This is a genomic window from Mesorhizobium sp. LMG 17147 (assembly GCF_024297145.1).
GTDB lineage: Bacteria > Pseudomonadota > Alphaproteobacteria > Rhizobiales > Rhizobiaceae > Mesorhizobium.
The window spans coordinates 227,353-241,487 of sequence record NZ_JANCTC010000005.1; the positions used below are offsets into that span (position 1 = coordinate 227,353).

General features: G+C 65.0%; 12 protein-coding genes. 3 read left to right on the forward strand and 9 right to left on the reverse strand.

Annotated features, from left to right (window positions below; translation table 11 throughout):
• Positions 1-128: 128 nt before the first annotated feature.
• A complete protein-coding gene (locus tag NMG46_RS12480) occupies positions 129-1,907 on the forward strand; it encodes an NAD(P)/FAD-dependent oxidoreductase (protein WP_254817933.1) in 1,779 nt (592 codons plus the stop codon).
• 29 nt (positions 1,908-1,936) lie between these two features.
• On the opposite strand, the gene NMG46_RS12485 is transcribed toward NMG46_RS12480, so the two are convergent.
• The 3 genes from NMG46_RS12485 to NMG46_RS12495 form a co-directional block, all read right to left on the reverse strand.
• The gene (locus NMG46_RS12485) at positions 1,937-3,166 is read right to left on the reverse strand and encodes an amidohydrolase/deacetylase family metallohydrolase (protein WP_254817934.1); all 1,230 of its coding nucleotides are present in this window, start codon (positions 3,164-3,166) and stop codon (positions 1,937-1,939) included.
• 22 nt (positions 3,167-3,188) lie between these two features.
• Positions 3,189-3,554 carry a RidA family protein gene (locus NMG46_RS12490; RefSeq protein WP_254817935.1) on the reverse strand — a complete coding sequence of 122 codons (366 nt, stop codon included), beginning with the start codon at positions 3,552-3,554 and terminating at the stop codon, positions 3,189-3,191.
• 178 nt (positions 3,555-3,732) lie between these two features.
• Complete coding sequence (locus NMG46_RS12495) at positions 3,733-4,161, reverse strand: Lrp/AsnC family transcriptional regulator (RefSeq protein ID WP_254817936.1); 429 nt, start codon at positions 4,159-4,161, stop codon at positions 3,733-3,735.
• Positions 4,162-4,284: 123 nt separating this feature from the next.
• Here NMG46_RS12495 and NMG46_RS12500 point away from each other — a divergent pair, with 123 nt between their 5' ends.
• Positions 4,285-5,388: a saccharopine dehydrogenase family protein gene (locus tag NMG46_RS12500; protein ID WP_254817937.1), complete on the forward strand. Its 1,104-nt coding sequence runs from the start codon at positions 4,285-4,287 to the stop codon at positions 5,386-5,388.
• 168 nt (positions 5,389-5,556) lie between these two features.
• Here the strand turns inward: NMG46_RS12500 and lpdA are convergent, their stop codons facing one another.
• The 4 genes from lpdA to NMG46_RS12520 form a co-directional block, all read right to left on the reverse strand.
• On the reverse strand, positions 5,557-6,951 hold the full coding sequence (gene lpdA / locus NMG46_RS12505) for a dihydrolipoyl dehydrogenase (protein ID WP_254818075.1): 1,395 nt from the start codon (positions 6,949-6,951) through the stop codon (positions 5,557-5,559).
• Positions 6,952-7,056: 105 nt separating this feature from the next.
• Positions 7,057-8,430, reverse strand: a complete 1,374-nt coding sequence (locus NMG46_RS12510; RefSeq protein ID WP_254817938.1) for a dihydrolipoamide acetyltransferase family protein — start codon at positions 8,428-8,430, stop codon at positions 7,057-7,059.
• A gap of 11 nt (positions 8,431-8,441) precedes the next feature.
• Positions 8,442-9,455: an alpha-ketoacid dehydrogenase subunit beta gene (locus NMG46_RS12515; RefSeq protein WP_254817939.1), complete on the reverse strand. Its 1,014-nt coding sequence runs from the start codon at positions 9,453-9,455 to the stop codon at positions 8,442-8,444.
• A 2-nt stretch (positions 9,456-9,457) separates the two neighbouring features.
• Complete coding sequence (locus tag NMG46_RS12520) at positions 9,458-10,690, reverse strand: 3-methyl-2-oxobutanoate dehydrogenase (2-methylpropanoyl-transferring) subunit alpha (RefSeq protein WP_254817940.1); 1,233 nt, start codon at positions 10,688-10,690, stop codon at positions 9,458-9,460.
• A 339-nt stretch (positions 10,691-11,029) separates the two neighbouring features.
• Between NMG46_RS12520 and holA the strand changes: the two genes are divergently transcribed.
• A complete protein-coding gene (gene holA / locus NMG46_RS12525; RefSeq protein WP_254817941.1) occupies positions 11,030-12,076 on the forward strand; it encodes a DNA polymerase III subunit delta in 1,047 nt (348 codons plus the stop codon).
• A gap of 297 nt (positions 12,077-12,373) precedes the next feature.
• Here holA and NMG46_RS12530 read toward each other — a convergent pair whose 3' ends face one another.
• Both NMG46_RS12530 and NMG46_RS12535 read right to left on the reverse strand, forming a co-directional pair.
• Complete coding sequence (locus NMG46_RS12530; protein ID WP_254817942.1) at positions 12,374-13,255, reverse strand: ParB/RepB/Spo0J family partition protein; 882 nt, start codon at positions 13,253-13,255, stop codon at positions 12,374-12,376.
• Between the two features lie 40 nt (positions 13,256-13,295).
• The gene (locus NMG46_RS12535; protein ID WP_254817943.1) at positions 13,296-14,096 is read right to left on the reverse strand and encodes a ParA family protein; all 801 of its coding nucleotides are present in this window, start codon (positions 14,094-14,096) and stop codon (positions 13,296-13,298) included.
• Between the last annotated feature and the right edge of the window lie 39 nt (positions 14,097-14,135).

Consider the following 14,135-nt stretch of genomic DNA (forward strand, 5'->3'; position numbering starts at 1 on the left):
GGGGTCTTGCGCTGCGCCCTTAATTTCCGGACTGTTTGCGCCGCCCCTCACCTACCCTCTCCCTCCTCTTCGGGAGAGAGGATAAGGTTAAAGGGCAGCGCCGAAGTCGCAGGAGATAGGGAAGACAGATGCTCGACATATCACCGTCGAAACAGGCGGCCACCTGGCTCGGTTCCTTTGCGCGAGCGCTCGAGGCGGGCGACGTCGCGGCCGCAATCAACCTGTTCGTCGAGGACTGTTACTGGCGCGACCTGCTGACCTTCACCTGGAACATCAAGACCATGGAAGGCCGCGCGGCGATCCGCGACATGCTGGAAGCCACGCTGGCAATTACAAGGCCTGCTCGGTGGCAGCTCAGCAGCGAAGCGACTTCGGACGAAGGCATTATCGAAGCCTGGTTTTCTTTCGAGACGTCATCAGCGTGGGGCCAAGGCATCATGCGCCTCAGGGACGGCAAATGCCGGACACTGTTTACGGCGATGAGCGATCTCAAGGGGTTTGAGGAGCGCAAGGGCCCGGCGCGGCCTCTGGGCGTCCGCCACAGGGCCGATCCGGAGCGCGAGACCTGGCTGGAGGCGAGGGCGCGCGAGACGCGTGAACTCGGCGCCGGCCAGCAGCCTTATTGCCTGGTCATCGGCGGCGGCCAGGGCGGCATCATGCTGGGCGCACGGCTCCGGCAACTCGGCGTGCCGGCCATCATCATCGAGAAGAATGCGCAGGCCGGCGATTCCTGGCGCAATCGCTATCGCTCGCTCGTGCTGCACGACCCGGTCTGGTACGACCATCTGCCCTACATCCCGTTTCCCGAGAACTGGCCGGTGTTCACGCCCAAGGACAAGATGGGCGACTGGCTGGAAATGTACACGCGCGTCATGGAGCTCAACTACTGGACCTCCACAAGATGCATCAGCGCGTCCTACGACGACACCGAAAAGGTCTGGACGGTCGAGGTCGACCGCGCCGGCCAGCGCATCACGCTAAAGCCGAAGCACATCGTCTTTGCAACCGGTGCTTATGGTCCGCCCAGGCAGATCGACCTGCCAGGCGCCGAGGCCTTCCAGGGCGAGATCCTGCACTCCAGCCAATATTTCAGCGGCGAGAAATTCCGCGGCAAAAAGGTCGCCGTCATCGGCGCCGCAAGTTCCGGCCATGACGTCAGCGTCGATCTGTGGGAGAGCGGCGCCGAGGTGACGATGGTCCAGCGCTCGCCGACGACGGTGGTCAAGTCGGACACTCTGATGGAGATCGGTTTCGAGATCTTTTCGGAAAAGGCGCTGGCCCGCGGCATCACCACTGAGAAGGCCGACATGATCGTCGCCTCGACGCCGTTCGCGCTGCTGCCACAGGGCCAGCGCGCGCTCTACGACATCATCAAGGCGCGCGACGCGGCCTTCTACGACCGCTTGCGCGGCGCCGGCTTCGCCATCGATTTCGGCGACGACGAGACCGGGCTTTTGATGAAGGCCTACCGCACCGGCTCGGGCTTCTACATCGACGTCGGCGCCTGCGATCTGATCATCGACGGCGAGATCGGCATCCGCAGCGGCGTCGGGATCAAGTCGCTGACGCCGACAGGCATCCTCTTCGACGACGGCACCGAACTGGCGGCCGACGCAATCATCGCCTGCACCGGCTATCTCTCGATGAACGAAACGGTGGCGGCGATCGTCTCCCGTGAAGTCGCCGACAAGGTCGGGCCGTGCTGGGGGATTGGCTCGGGCGTGAAGGGCGACCCGGGTCCATGGCAAGGCGAATTGCGCAACATGTGGAAGCCGACCGCGCAGGAAGCGCTGTGGTTCCACGGCGGCAATCTGGCGCTGTCGCGCTTCTATTCGAAGTTCGTGGCGCTGCAGATCAAGGCGAGGATGGAAGGCATTGCGACGCCGGTTTATGGGACGCCGCGGTGAAGCTGTGATCTCCCCCCTTGAGCGGGAGATCAGCCACGCCCGAAATGCCGGGCGGCAACCTCGACATGCGTGTCGTGCGCATGCGCTTCGAAGCGCTCGGTTTCGCCGAGATCGTTCAGGGCCTCGTTCGGCCACCACGTGCCGCCCACCACGATGCCGTCCGAGACCAGCCTTTGCTCGGCGACCAGCGAGGCGCCGACCGAGTCGACAAAGGTGAAGCGGCCCGGACGCAGCCGCAGCACCGCGATGTCGCCGACCGCACCAACCGCAAGCCTGCCCAAATCGGGCCTGGCGATCGCTTCGGCCGGCCGCTGTGTCGCGGCGCGCAGCACCTCGACCAGCGGCATGCCGAGGACCAGCAGCTTCGACATGCACACCAGAATGTCGAAGGCCGGCCCGTCGACGCAATAGAGATGCACGTCGCTGCTGATCACGTCCGGCGCCAGCCCCTCGCTCAGCATCGCCTTGGCCACCTCGAAATCGAACGAGCCCATGCCGTGGCCGATATCGAAGATGACGCCGCGCTCGCGCGCCAGCCGCATGTCCGGCCGCACCGCGCCCGAAGCGAAGACCGGCGCGTTGGGAAACGGCCGGAAGCAGTGGGTGAGGATATCGCCTTTGCGCAGCCGCGGCAGCACTTCCGAGCGGCCCGGCGGCGGCTCGTCTATATGCGCCATCAGCGGCAGGCCGGCCTTGTCGGCGGCTTCCAGGCCGAGATCGACCGGCGCGATGCCGCTGCTGCCGCCGGCATGGCGACCGGAGCGGACCTTGACGCCGACTACCACGTCTGCGTGCTCACGCGCCGCCGCCACCGTTTCGCGCGGTTCGCAGAGCCTGAGGTCGCTGCATTCGCCGACCGCGACGGTCTGCGAGAAGCCGAAAATGCCGGCAAAGGAGATGTTGACGTAAGCCAGGATACGGACCTTCGAGCGCTCGATGACGTGGCGGCGAAAGCCGAGGAAATTGCCGGCGCCGGCGCTTCCGGCATCGACGAAGGTGGTGGTGCCGCTCTTTGCGGCGAGCCGGTCGGCATCGACGCCGAGCGACGTGCCGCCCCAATAGACATGGCTGTGCAGGTCGATCAGGCCGGGCGCGACGATCGAGCCCGTGGCGTCGATGACGCGGGCTGCACGTTCGAAGGGGATTTCGGCGTCGATGGCGGCGATACGGCCGTCGGCAATCGCCAGATCGCGTTGTGCGTCGAGGCCCGACGCCGGATCGATGAGGCGGCCGCCTTTTATCAGGAGATCGAATTGCATTGCGCCTGTCTCCGCTTTTCCGTCACGCCGGCCTGTAGGCGACGGCTTCGACCTCGATCTTGATGTCGATCATAAGCCGTGACTCCACCGTCGTGCGTGCCGGCGGATCTTTCGGGAAATGCCGGGCGTAGACGGTGTTGAAGATGCCGAAATCGCGCGCGTCCTCGAGCCAGACCGTCGTCTTGACCACGTCGTCGAGCGTGCAGCCGGCCAGCGCCAGTGCCGCCTTGACGTTCGACAGCACCTGTTCGGTCTGCTCGGCGATGCCGCCCTTGACCACCAGCCCGTCGCTGCCGACCGGCACCTGGCCTGAGACATAGACGAAATCGCCGGCCCTGACCGCCGGCGACAACGGCACATGGGATTTTCCGAAACACTGCTTGGGCAAGGGGGCCTCCTGTCTAGGTCCTTTGGGTGAACGCGCGATGCTGCGAGAGATTGGGGGCGGCTGCACGCCATCGATCCACATTTTGAAAGCCTATATCGCTTTGCTGCGGTAACGCCAGAACGATCACCGCCCTTGCTGATCCTTCGCGCCAGCGTCTGGACCCGCGACACCAGCCGGCTCAGCGGTCGATCCGCGTCGACAGGATGATCGACGACGACGTCCGCTCGACCCCGTCCATGGCGCCGATCTGGTCGAGGAGCGTGTCGAGATCCCTGATCGACGGCGCTTCGACGACAACGATCATGTCGAAATTGCCGCTGACCGAGTGCAGGGTTCGAACCGGTGCCAGCGCCTGCAGGCTGCGCACCACCTTGTCGGCGAGCTTGGGGGTGACGGTAAGCAGGACATGCGCCCTGACCAGCCCCTGTTCGTAGTCGGGCGAAAGCCTGACACCGTAGCCGGTGATGATGCCGCGCTGTTCCAGCCGCTCGATCCGGCTCTGCACCGTGGTCCGCGACACGCCCAGCCGCCGCGCCAGTTCGGCGGTCGAGGCGCGTGCATTGATGCGCAGCAGGGAAAGTAGAGCCTGGTCGGCATCGCTGAGCATTTCGACGAACCTTGCCGGCACATTGCACAAAGAGAGACTGCGTTTCGTACAGTCTCACGCTTCCTTTCGACAGGCAAGCTGCGATTCTAGCCATCAATCCAATGTTGGTGCGAGGGACCTGTCATGAAGGAAATCATCGTCGTCGGCGCCGGCAAGATCGGCTCGACCATTGCCGAGATGCTGGCTTCCACGGGCAACTACCATGTCACGCTCGTCGACCGCTCGGCGGCGCAGCTCGGCGCGGCCGAACTGCCTGAAACGGTCGAGACGCTGGAACTCGACATCGAAGCCGCCGGCACCCTCGAAGCGGCCTTGGCCGGCAAATTCGCGGTGCTCAGCGCCGCGCCCTTCCATCTGACCACGCGCATCGCGGAGGCGGCGGCCAGTGCCGGCGTGCACTATCTCGATCTGACCGAGGACGTCGTCAGCACCAGGCGCGTCAAGGAGCTGGCGCGCTCCGGCAGCAGCGCCTTCATTCCGCAATGCGGCCTGGCGCCGGGCTTCATCTCGATCGTTGCCAACGACCTCGCCAGCCGCTTCGACACGCTGGAGAGCGTGCGCATGCGGGTTGGCGCGCTGCCGCAGTACCCGTCGAACGCGCTGAACTACAATCTGACCTGGAGCACCGACGGCGTCATCAACGAATATTGCGAGCCTTGCGAGGCGATCGTCGAAGGCGAGCTGATCGAGGTGCCGCCACTCGAGGAGCGCGAGGAGTTCTCGCTCGACGGCGTCACCTATGAGGCGTTCAACACCTCGGGCGGGCTGGGCACGCTGGCCGAAACGCTGAAAGGCAGGGTGCGCACGCTGAATTACCGCACCATCCGTTATCCCGGCCATGCCGCGATCATGAAGGCGCTGCTCAACGACCTCGGCCTGCGCCACCGCCGCGACGTGCTGAAGGACATTTTCGAAAGCGCCCTGCCGGCAACGCTGCAGGACGTGGTTATCGTCTTCGTCACCGTCAGCGGCCGCAAGAACGGCCGTCTGCTGCAGGAGACCTATGCCAACAAGATCTACGCCAGGCGCGACGGCGAAAAGGTGCGCAGCGCCATCCAGATCACCACCGCATCGGCGATCTGCGCCGTGCTCGACATGCTCGCCGACGGCACCTTGCCGGCAAGAGGTTTCATCAAGCAGGAGGACATCGCGCTGGACGCTTTTCTGGCCAACCGATTCGGCCGCGCCTATGCGCAGCACGAGATGGTTAGCCGGCTTGCGGGGTGAGCTGCGTAATCTCCCCCCTCGAGGGGGAGACGTCGCCGAAGGCGACAGAGGGGGTCGCCTCGCGAAGAGCGCCAACCTCCATCTGTCGCAAGGGAGGTCGCATCCAGTCGAACCGACCCCCTCTGGCCTGCCGGCCATCTCCCCCTCAAGGGGGGAGAGCGCGAGCCCTCAAACATGCAGCGCATGCCCCAGCGCCTTGAGCGCCGCTTCCTGAAAACCCTCGCCCTGTGTCGGATGGGCATGGATCGTCCCGGCGATATCCTCCAGCGTCGCGCCCATCTCCAGCGCTAGGCCAAAGGCCGTAGATAATTCCGACACGCCCTGGCCGACGGCCTGGATGCCCAGCACCAGATGGTTGTCGGCGCGGGCAACGACCCGGACGAACCCGTCCTCGCCCAACTTCGTCATCGCCCGGCCATTGGCGGTGAAGGGAAACAGTCCGACCTTGATCTCGCCACGCGTCTTGGCCTCTTCCGGCGACAGGCCTGCGGCGACCAGCTCCGGATCGGTGAAGCAGACAGCCGGGATCGCTCGTCTGTCCCAGCTGCGCCTGTGGCCGGCGACGATCTCGGCGACCATTTCGCCTTGCGCCATCGCCCGGTGCGCCAGCATCGGCTCGCCGGTGACGTCGCCAATGGCAAAGATACCGCGCATCGAGCTGCGGCACTGGTCGTCGATGCGGATGAAGGGGCCGGCCATGTCGAGGTCGATCTGCTCCAACCCCCAGCCTTCGGTCACCGGCTTGCGACCGACCGTGACCAGGACCTTGTCGGCAGCGATCTTGCCGTTCTTGCCGCCATTCGTCTCGACCAGCAGCGCGTCGCGCTTGGTGGACAGCCCCTTGGCCTTGGCGTTCACGAGCACCTCGATGCCCAACTCGGCCAGCCGCTTAACCACCGGCCGGGTCAGTTCCGCATCGTATTGTGCCAGCACGCGCGGCAACGCCTCGACCACGGTCACCTTGGCGCCCAGCTTGGCAAAGGCGATGCCGAGTTCCAGCCCGATATAGCCGCCGCCGACCACCGCCAGCCTCGCCGGAACTTCGCTCAGCGCCAGCGCCTCGGTCGACGAAATGACCGGTCCGCCGAATGGCAACGATGGCAGTTCGACCGGCGCCGAGCCGGTCGCGATCACCACCGTTTCGGCGCGGATCACCTGCATGCCGATCTCGGTCTCGACGGCAACGGTCTTTCCGTCGCGAAATGTCGCCCAGCCATGCACCGTCTTCACGCCAGCTTTCTTCAGCAGGCCGGCAACACCGTTGTTCAGCCGGCTAACGATGCCATCTTTCCAGGCCATAGTGCCGGCGAGATCAAGCGATGGTGCGGCGATTGCAATGCCGAGCGGGTTCTTGCCGCTGGCCATGTGCGAGAGCTTCTGGAACTCTTCGGCCGCATGAATCAGCGCCTTGGACGGGATGCAGCCGACATTGAGACAGGTGCCGCCCGGTCTGCCGAACTCGACGATAACCGTATCGATGCCGAGCTGCCCGGCACGGATAGCGCAGACATAGCCACCCGGACCAGCGCCGATGACCAGCAGCTTGCAGGAGATTTCCTTCATCATGTCACGCTAGTTCCTCTCGACGGTACAGGACTTTGAGGCCGGAGGGACAGAAGGATCGCCACTCCACTCATTCTGCGCCGCTGCAATCCTCCGCCCACGGGTCTAATCCACAAAAATCAACGCCGGCGTCTCGAGCAGCGTCTTGATGCGCTGGATGAACACCGCAGCGTCCCAGCCGTCGACGACGCGATGGTCGAAGCTGGAGGACAGGTTCATCATCTTGCGCGGGATGAACTGGCTGCCGTCCCATACCGGCCGCACCATCATCTTGTTGACGCCGATGATCGCCACTTCCGGGTGATTGATCACCGGCGTCGTCGCCACGCCACCCATGGCGCCGAGCGACGTGATGGTGATGGTCGAGCCCGAGAGCTCGTCGCGCGTCGCCGTGCCGGACTTTGCCGCCTCGGCCAGCCTGACAACCTCGGCTGCACAGTCCCAGATGTCGCGCGCCTCGGCGTGCTTGACCACCGGCACCATCAGCCCCGCAGGCGTCTGCGCCGCGATGCCGATATGGACGCCGCCATGCTGGTGGACGATGCCGGCTTGGTCGTCGAACAGCGCATTGAGGTTCGGCTGGTCGGCAACGGCCTTGACCATCGCCCGCATCAGGAACGGCAGCAGCGTCAGCTTCGGCCTGTCCGCGCCCGGCCGCTTCTCCTTGTTGAGCGCGGCGCGCAAATCCTCGAGCGCGGTGACGTCGATCTCCTCGACATAGGTGATGTGCGGGATGCGCGACTTGGCCAGCGTCATCTTCTCGGCGATCTTTCGCCTGAGCCCGACTATCTTGATGTCCTCGACCGCCTCGTTACGGGCGAGACCAGGGGCCTTCGCCAGCTGTGGTCCGCGTGCCAGGAACGCGTCGATGTCCTCATGCCGGATGCGACCGGCCGGGCCGGTTCCCGGGACCTGCCGAAGGTCGATGCCGGCCTCTTTCGCCCTGAGGCGGACGGCCGGCGAGGCCAGTGGCTTTTCTCCCTCGGGACGCGGCGCGCTGTTGACCTTTGACCTGGCGCCGTCATCCTCGGGCTTGTCCCGAGGATCTACCGACCTCTCGGAACTGATCGCGTCATATCCGTGTGGGACGGCAGATCCTCGGGACAAGCCCGAGGATGACGGCGCCAAATTGGGTAATGACGGCCCCAAGCCCGAGGACGGGCGAGCCCGCCCATCGTCAGGGGTACCCTCCGCCGTAACGTCTGCAAGCGTCGCGCCAACCCTGACGTTCCCCTCGCCCGCCACCCTCAGCCTGACAATCGGCGAGCCGATCGCCACAGTGTCGCCGATCTCGGCGCCAAGCCAGAGGATCTCGCCATCGACGGGCGAAGGAATTTCGACCGTCGCCTTGTCGGTCATGACCGCGGCAAGCACGGCGTCCTCGCGCACGAGATCGCCGACCTTGACCTGCCATTCGACCAGCTCGGCCTCGGCGACGCCTTCGCCGACATCGGGCAGCTTGATGACATATTCGCCCATCGTCTTCCCCCTCAGGCTTCCATCGTTTCGATGAGCGCGCGGCCTAGCCGGGCGGGACCGGGAAAATAGTCCCACTCCTGCGCATGCGGATAGGGCGTGTCCCAGCCGGTGACCCGCGCCACCGGCGCTTCCAGATGGTAGAAGCAGTTCTCCTGAACCAGCGCCGAAAGTTCGGCGCCGAAGCCGGATGTCAGCGTCGCCTCATGCACGACCACGCAGCGCCCGGTCTTGTTGACCGAGGCGACGATCGTCTCGAGATCCAGCGGCAGCAGCGTCCTCAGATCGATGATCTCGGCATCGATGCCGGTCTCCTCGGCTGCTGCTTGGGCGACATAGACCATCGTGCCGTAGGCAAGCACGGTAACTGCCGCACCAGGCCGCCGGATCACCGCCTTGCCGAGCGGCACCGTGTAGTGGCCATCGGCGACTTCGCCGAGCTGATGTTTCGACCATGGCGTCACCGGCCGCTCGTGATGACCGTCGAAGGGGCCGTTATACAGCCGCTTCGGCTCTAGGAAGATCACCGGGTCGGGATCCTCGATCGCTGCGATCAGCAGGCCCTTGGCGTCGTGCGGATTGGACGGAACCACGACTTTCAGGCCGGAGACATGGGTGAACAGCGCCTCCGGGCTCTGGCTGTGGGTCTGGCCTCCAAAGATGCCGCCGCCGGTCGGCATTCTCACGACGATCGGGCAGGTGAAATCGCCGTTCGACCGGTAGCGCAGCCGCGCTGCTTCCGAGACGATCTGGTCATAGGCCGGATAAACATAGTCGGCAAACTGCACCTCGACGCAAGGCTTCAGCCCATAGGCCGCCATGCCGATGGCCGCGCCGACAATCCCGGATTCGCTGATCGGCGCATCGAAGCAGCGGCCCTTGCCGTATTTCGCCTGCAGGCCTTGTGTGCAGCGGAAGACGCCGCCGAAGAAGCCGACATCCTCGCCGAACACGATGACGCGTTCGTCGCGCGCCATCGACACGTCCATGGCGTCGCGGATCGCCTCAATCATGGTCCGCCGGGGCATGGTCAGACCCCGGCCTGTTGGCGCTGGCGCCTGAGATGCGGCGGCATCTCGGCATAGACGCCCTCGAACATATCGCGCGCCGAAGGCTTGCCGCCGGCATGCAGCGTGCCGTGGCGCTCGGCCTCCCGCTGCGCTGAAATCACCGTGTCGAGGATTTCCGCCTCGGCCTGGGCGTGGCGTTCGTCAGACCAGACGCCGCGCTGGATGAGATGGTTCTTCAGCCTGACGATCGGGTCGCCGAGCGGCCAGGCGTCGGACTCGGCCTTCGGCCTGTAGGCCGACGGGTCGTCGGAGCTCGAATGCGCGCCGACGCGGTAGGTGACGTATTCGACCAGCGTCGGCCCGAGATTGCTGCGCGCCCGTTCCGCCGCCCATTTGGCCACCGCATGGACGGCGAGATAGTCGTTGCCGTCGACGCGCAGTGACGGGATGCCGAAGCCGAGGCCACGGGCGGCAAAAGTGCCGGAGCCGCCGCGGGCGATGCCCTGGAAGGTCGAAATCGCCCACTGGTTGTTGACGACGTTAAGCACGACCGGGGCCTTGTAGGTCGAGGCGAACACCAGCGCCGAATGGAAGTCGGACTCGGCGGTCGAGCCGTCGCCGATCCAGGCGGCGGCGATCTTTGAATCGTTGCTGATTGCCGAGGCCATCGCCCAGCCGACTGCCTGGATGTACTGCGTCGCCAGATTGCCGGAGATCGAGAAGAAACCGTGCTCCTTCGACGAATACATGATTGGCAATTGCCGCCCTTTCAGCGGATCGGCCTCGTTCGAATAGATCTGGTTCATCATCGTGACCATCGGGTAGCCGTCGGCGATGAGCAGGCCGGCCTGCCGATAGGTCGGAAAATTCATGTCGCCCCGCGACAGCGCCTTGCGGAAGGCGCAGCTCACTGCCTCTTCGCCGAGATGCTGCATGTAGAAGGAGGTCTTGCCCTGGCGCTGCGCCATCTGCATGCGCGCATCGAAGCTGCGCAGCGTCATCATATGGCGCAGCCCCTCCAGCAACTCGTCGTCCGAAAGCAGCCCTGCCCACGGCCCGACCGCCTCGCCAGCGCGGTTGAGCACGCGGATGATCGAGAAGGCCAGATCGCGGATGTCGCGCGGGTCGACGTCGATCTTCGGGCGCGGCACCGAGCCAGCTTTTGGAATGCTCACGTTGGAGAAATCCGGCGTCCCGCCCGGCCGCACTTCCGGTTCCGGAACATGGAAGCGCAACATTCCGGCATCGGCCATGATCTCGGTCCTCCACTGTTGCCCGGCCACGATATTTGCACACCGCCGGACCAGTGCCAATTCGCCGGGCGCAGCTTCGGGCCAACGACCGCGCCGGCCAGCACTCGTCAAGATGAAGATATGTCCGCGAAATTTCTTGTCGATCTTCCTCCGCCATGCGCAATTTGCCGAATGGTCCGGCCCGATCTGGCGCATGAGAAGGGATTCCTGCTGGCAAGATCCCTCTGTCGAGTTCCTTCGCGCCTATAGAACAGAGGGGGCGCTGTCCTATAGGCGTCTCGATACAATCCCGCCAATCCCTCCGTTCACCCCGCGCCCGCCTCGTGCTAATCAGCGCCCATGGCACAGAAGAAAGCATACGAAGTCGATGCATGGCTCGCGAAGCCGGATCCGCGCGTCTCGATCGTGCTGCTTTACGGTCCCGATCGCGGGCTGGTTGCTGAGCGGGCAAAGGCCTTTGCCGCCAAGACCGGCCTGCCGCTTGACGATCCGTTCTCGGTGGTCAGGCTGGACGGTTCGGAAGTCGATCGCGACGAGGGCCGCCTGCTCGACGAGGCCCGCACCGTGCCGATGTTTTCGGAGCGGCGCCTGCTATGGGTGCGCAATGCCGGCGCCCAAAAGGCGCTTGCCGACGACGTCAAGGCGCTGATGTCGGAGCCCGCGCGGGACGCCATCATCCTTATCGAGGCCGGCGACCTGAAGAAGGGCGTCGGCCTGCGCGCCGTGGTGGAGGCGGCGGATAATGCCATGGCATTGCCTTGCTATGCCGATGAAGCCAGGGATATCGACACGGTCATCGACGACGAACTGCGCAAGGCCGGCATGTCGATGACGCTGGAGGCCCGGCAGGCGCTGCGCCGCAATCTCGGCGGCGACCGGCTGGCCTCGCGCGGCGAGATCGAAAAGCTTGTGCTTTATGCGCATGGCCAGGCCGAAATCGGCCTTGACGACGTCAAGGCGACGTCTGGCGACGTCTCAGGCCTCTCCTTCGATGCGGCGGTGGACGCCCTGCTCGAAGGCAGGATCGCCGACTTCGACACCGCCTTTACCCGCCATTGCCAGTCCGGCGGCCAGCCCTTCCTGGTGCTTTCATCGGCGATGCGGCAGCTGCAGACGATCCAGGCCATGCGCGGCCAGATGGACGCCGGCGGCCGCAATGCCGCTTCGGTCGTTGCCGCGGCGCGCCCGCCGGTTTTTTTCTCCCGGCGCAAGCTGGTGGAGAAAGCCCTCGAACGCTGGAGCAGCGAAGCGCTCGGCCGCGCACTCAACCGCCTGCAGACGGCGGTCCTGCAGACACGCCGGAGGCCGGATCTGTCGGTCGCGCTGGCGCGCCAGGCCCTGCTCGGCATTGCCGTGGAGAGCGCAAGGCTGGCGCAGCGAGCCTGATCTCCCCCTTCGAGGGGGAGACGTCGCCGAAGGCGACAGAGGGGTCGGCGAGCGCAAGGCGCCAGCGCCTTCCGCGACGACAGACGACGTGGGCGCTTGATGTGAGACGACCCCTTCTGGCCTGCCGGGCATTGCTCCCGTTATAGTGACTCCCTCAAGGGGGAGATTGACGGCTTCAGCGATTTCGCCAACCGCCAATGTCTCAAAGAGAAAACGGCCGACGCAATGGCTGGCCTTTATTGACTCACTTAGTCTACTTCATTTGCCGGCTAAATACCGCGATCTTTAGTAGCCTACCTACTCCCGCTTCAGCCTTCGGCAAAGCTCGTCAAGCTGCTCCAGCGTCCGGTAAGCGACGCTGATCACGCCGCCGCGCTGGTTGTGCTCGATCGTGACGATCATGCCGATCGTATTGGTCATCAATTTTTCCAGCGCCAGCGTGTCGGCATCCTTTTGCGGCGGCGCTGCGGGCGGGCGCTTTGCCGCCGGCGCGCCGACCGGCATTTGCGCCAGCGCCTCGGCCTGACGCACCGAAAGCCCTTCATCGATGATCCGCTTGGCGAGCCCGGCCGGGTCGTCGGCCGTCACCAGGGTACGGGCGTGGCCTGCCGAGAGCGCGCCGTCGACCAGCATGTCGCGGATCACGTCGGGCAGCTTGAGCAGTCTCAACGTGTTGGCGACATGGCTGCGGCTCTTGCCGATCACCTGGCCGAGATCGGCCTGGGTGTAGCCGTGGTCGTCGATCAGCTGCTGGTAGCCCAACGCTTCCTCGACCGGGTTGAGGTCGGTGCGCTGGACGTTTTCGATGATCGCCAGCTCGAGCGCCGTGCGGTCGTTGACGTCGCGTACGATGATCGGGATTTCGGTCAGCCCGGCGCGTTGCGCCGCGCGCCAACGACGCTCGCCGGCGATGATCTCGTAGCGGCCCGTTTGGGTTTTCGACGGCCGCGCCACCACCGGCTGCACCACGCCATGTTCGCGGATCGACTGGGCGAGGTCGGTCAGGTCGGCGTCGCCAAAATGCCGGCGCGGGTTCTTGGGGTTGGGGCTGAGGAACTCGATCGGCACCTTGCCGTCGGCCGCCAGCCCGGGCTTTTCCGGAGCCGCCGGGCGATCGATTTCGCCGATCAGCGCCGCCAGTCCCCGTCCCAGTCTTTTTCTCGAAGGGTCTTCGTTCATCGTCCGTCCAGATCGTTTCGGTGTCGAATCGGCTTATCGTTCAGGCGGCCCGCAATTTGCGCTCGCGGCGGATCACTTCCGAGGCAAGCTGCAGATAGGCCTGGCTGCCCGAGCATTTGAGGTCGTAGAGAATCGCCGGCTTGCCATAGGACGGCGCCTCGGAAACGCGGACATTGCGCGGAATGACGGTCTCATAGACCTTGTCGCCCATATGCGCCCGGACATCCTGCACCACCTGGTTGGCGAGATTGTTGCGGCCGTCAAACATGGTTAGCACGATGCCCTGGATCGTCAGGTCGGGGTTGATCGAACGGCGCACCTGCTCGACCGTCTCCAAAAGCTGGCTCAGGCCCTCCAGCGCGAAAAACTCGCACTGCAGCGGCACCAGCACCGAATCTGCCGCAGCCATCGAATTCAGTGTCAGCAGGTTGAGCGAGGGCGGGCAATCGATCAGCACATAGCCGAAATTGGCCGAGCGCGCGGCCGAAGCCCGCAGCGCGTTGCGCAGCCGCAGCACCCGATCCGGCGCCGAGGCGATTTCCATCTCGATGCCGAGCAGGTCGAGCGTCGACGGCACGATCGACAGGCCGGGCACCGCCGTCGGGATTGCCGCCGCTTCGAGGTCCAGTTCGCCGGTCAGCACATCATAGGAGGAGACGGTGCGGTCGCGCCGGTCGATGCCAAGCCCGGTGCTGGCGTTGCCCTGCGGGTCGAGGTCGACGATCAGCACCTGTTCGCCTATGGCCGCCAATGCGGTGGCCAGGTTGATGGCCGTCGTCGTCTTGCCGACGCCGCCTTTCTGGTTGGCGACGGTGATGATTCGGGGGCCGTTCTTCATCATGGGTCTATGCCAGAAATTCATTTGGGCCAGAAATTCATT

Coding starts and splice junctions, on each gene's coding strand:
- NMG46_RS12480 (WP_254817933.1), top strand. CDS start 129: ATGCTCGACATATCACCGTCGAAACAGGCGGCCACCTGGCTCGGTTCC.
- NMG46_RS12485 (WP_254817934.1), bottom strand. CDS start 3,166: ATGCAATTCGATCTCCTGATAAAAGGCGGCCGCCTCATCGATCCGGCG.
- NMG46_RS12495 (WP_254817936.1), bottom strand. CDS start 4,161: ATGCTCAGCGATGCCGACCAGGCTCTACTTTCCCTGCTGCGCATCAAT.
- NMG46_RS12500 (WP_254817937.1), top strand. CDS start 4,285: ATGAAGGAAATCATCGTCGTCGGCGCCGGCAAGATCGGCTCGACCATT.
- lpdA (WP_254818075.1), bottom strand. CDS start 6,951: ATGAAGGAAATCTCCTGCAAGCTGCTGGTCATCGGCGCTGGTCCGGGT.
- NMG46_RS12510 (WP_254817938.1), bottom strand. CDS start 8,430: ATGGGCGAATATGTCATCAAGCTGCCCGATGTCGGCGAAGGCGTCGCC.
- NMG46_RS12515 (WP_254817939.1), bottom strand. CDS start 9,455: ATGCCCCGGCGGACCATGATTGAGGCGATCCGCGACGCCATGGACGTG.
- NMG46_RS12520 (WP_254817940.1), bottom strand. CDS start 10,690: ATGGCCGATGCCGGAATGTTGCGCTTCCATGTTCCGGAACCGGAAGTG.
- holA (WP_254817941.1), top strand. CDS start 11,030: ATGGCACAGAAGAAAGCATACGAAGTCGATGCATGGCTCGCGAAGCCG.
- NMG46_RS12530 (WP_254817942.1), bottom strand. CDS start 13,255: ATGAACGAAGACCCTTCGAGAAAAAGACTGGGACGGGGACTGGCGGCG.
- NMG46_RS12535 (WP_254817943.1), bottom strand. CDS start 14,096: ATGATGAAGAACGGCCCCCGAATCATCACCGTCGCCAACCAGAAAGGC.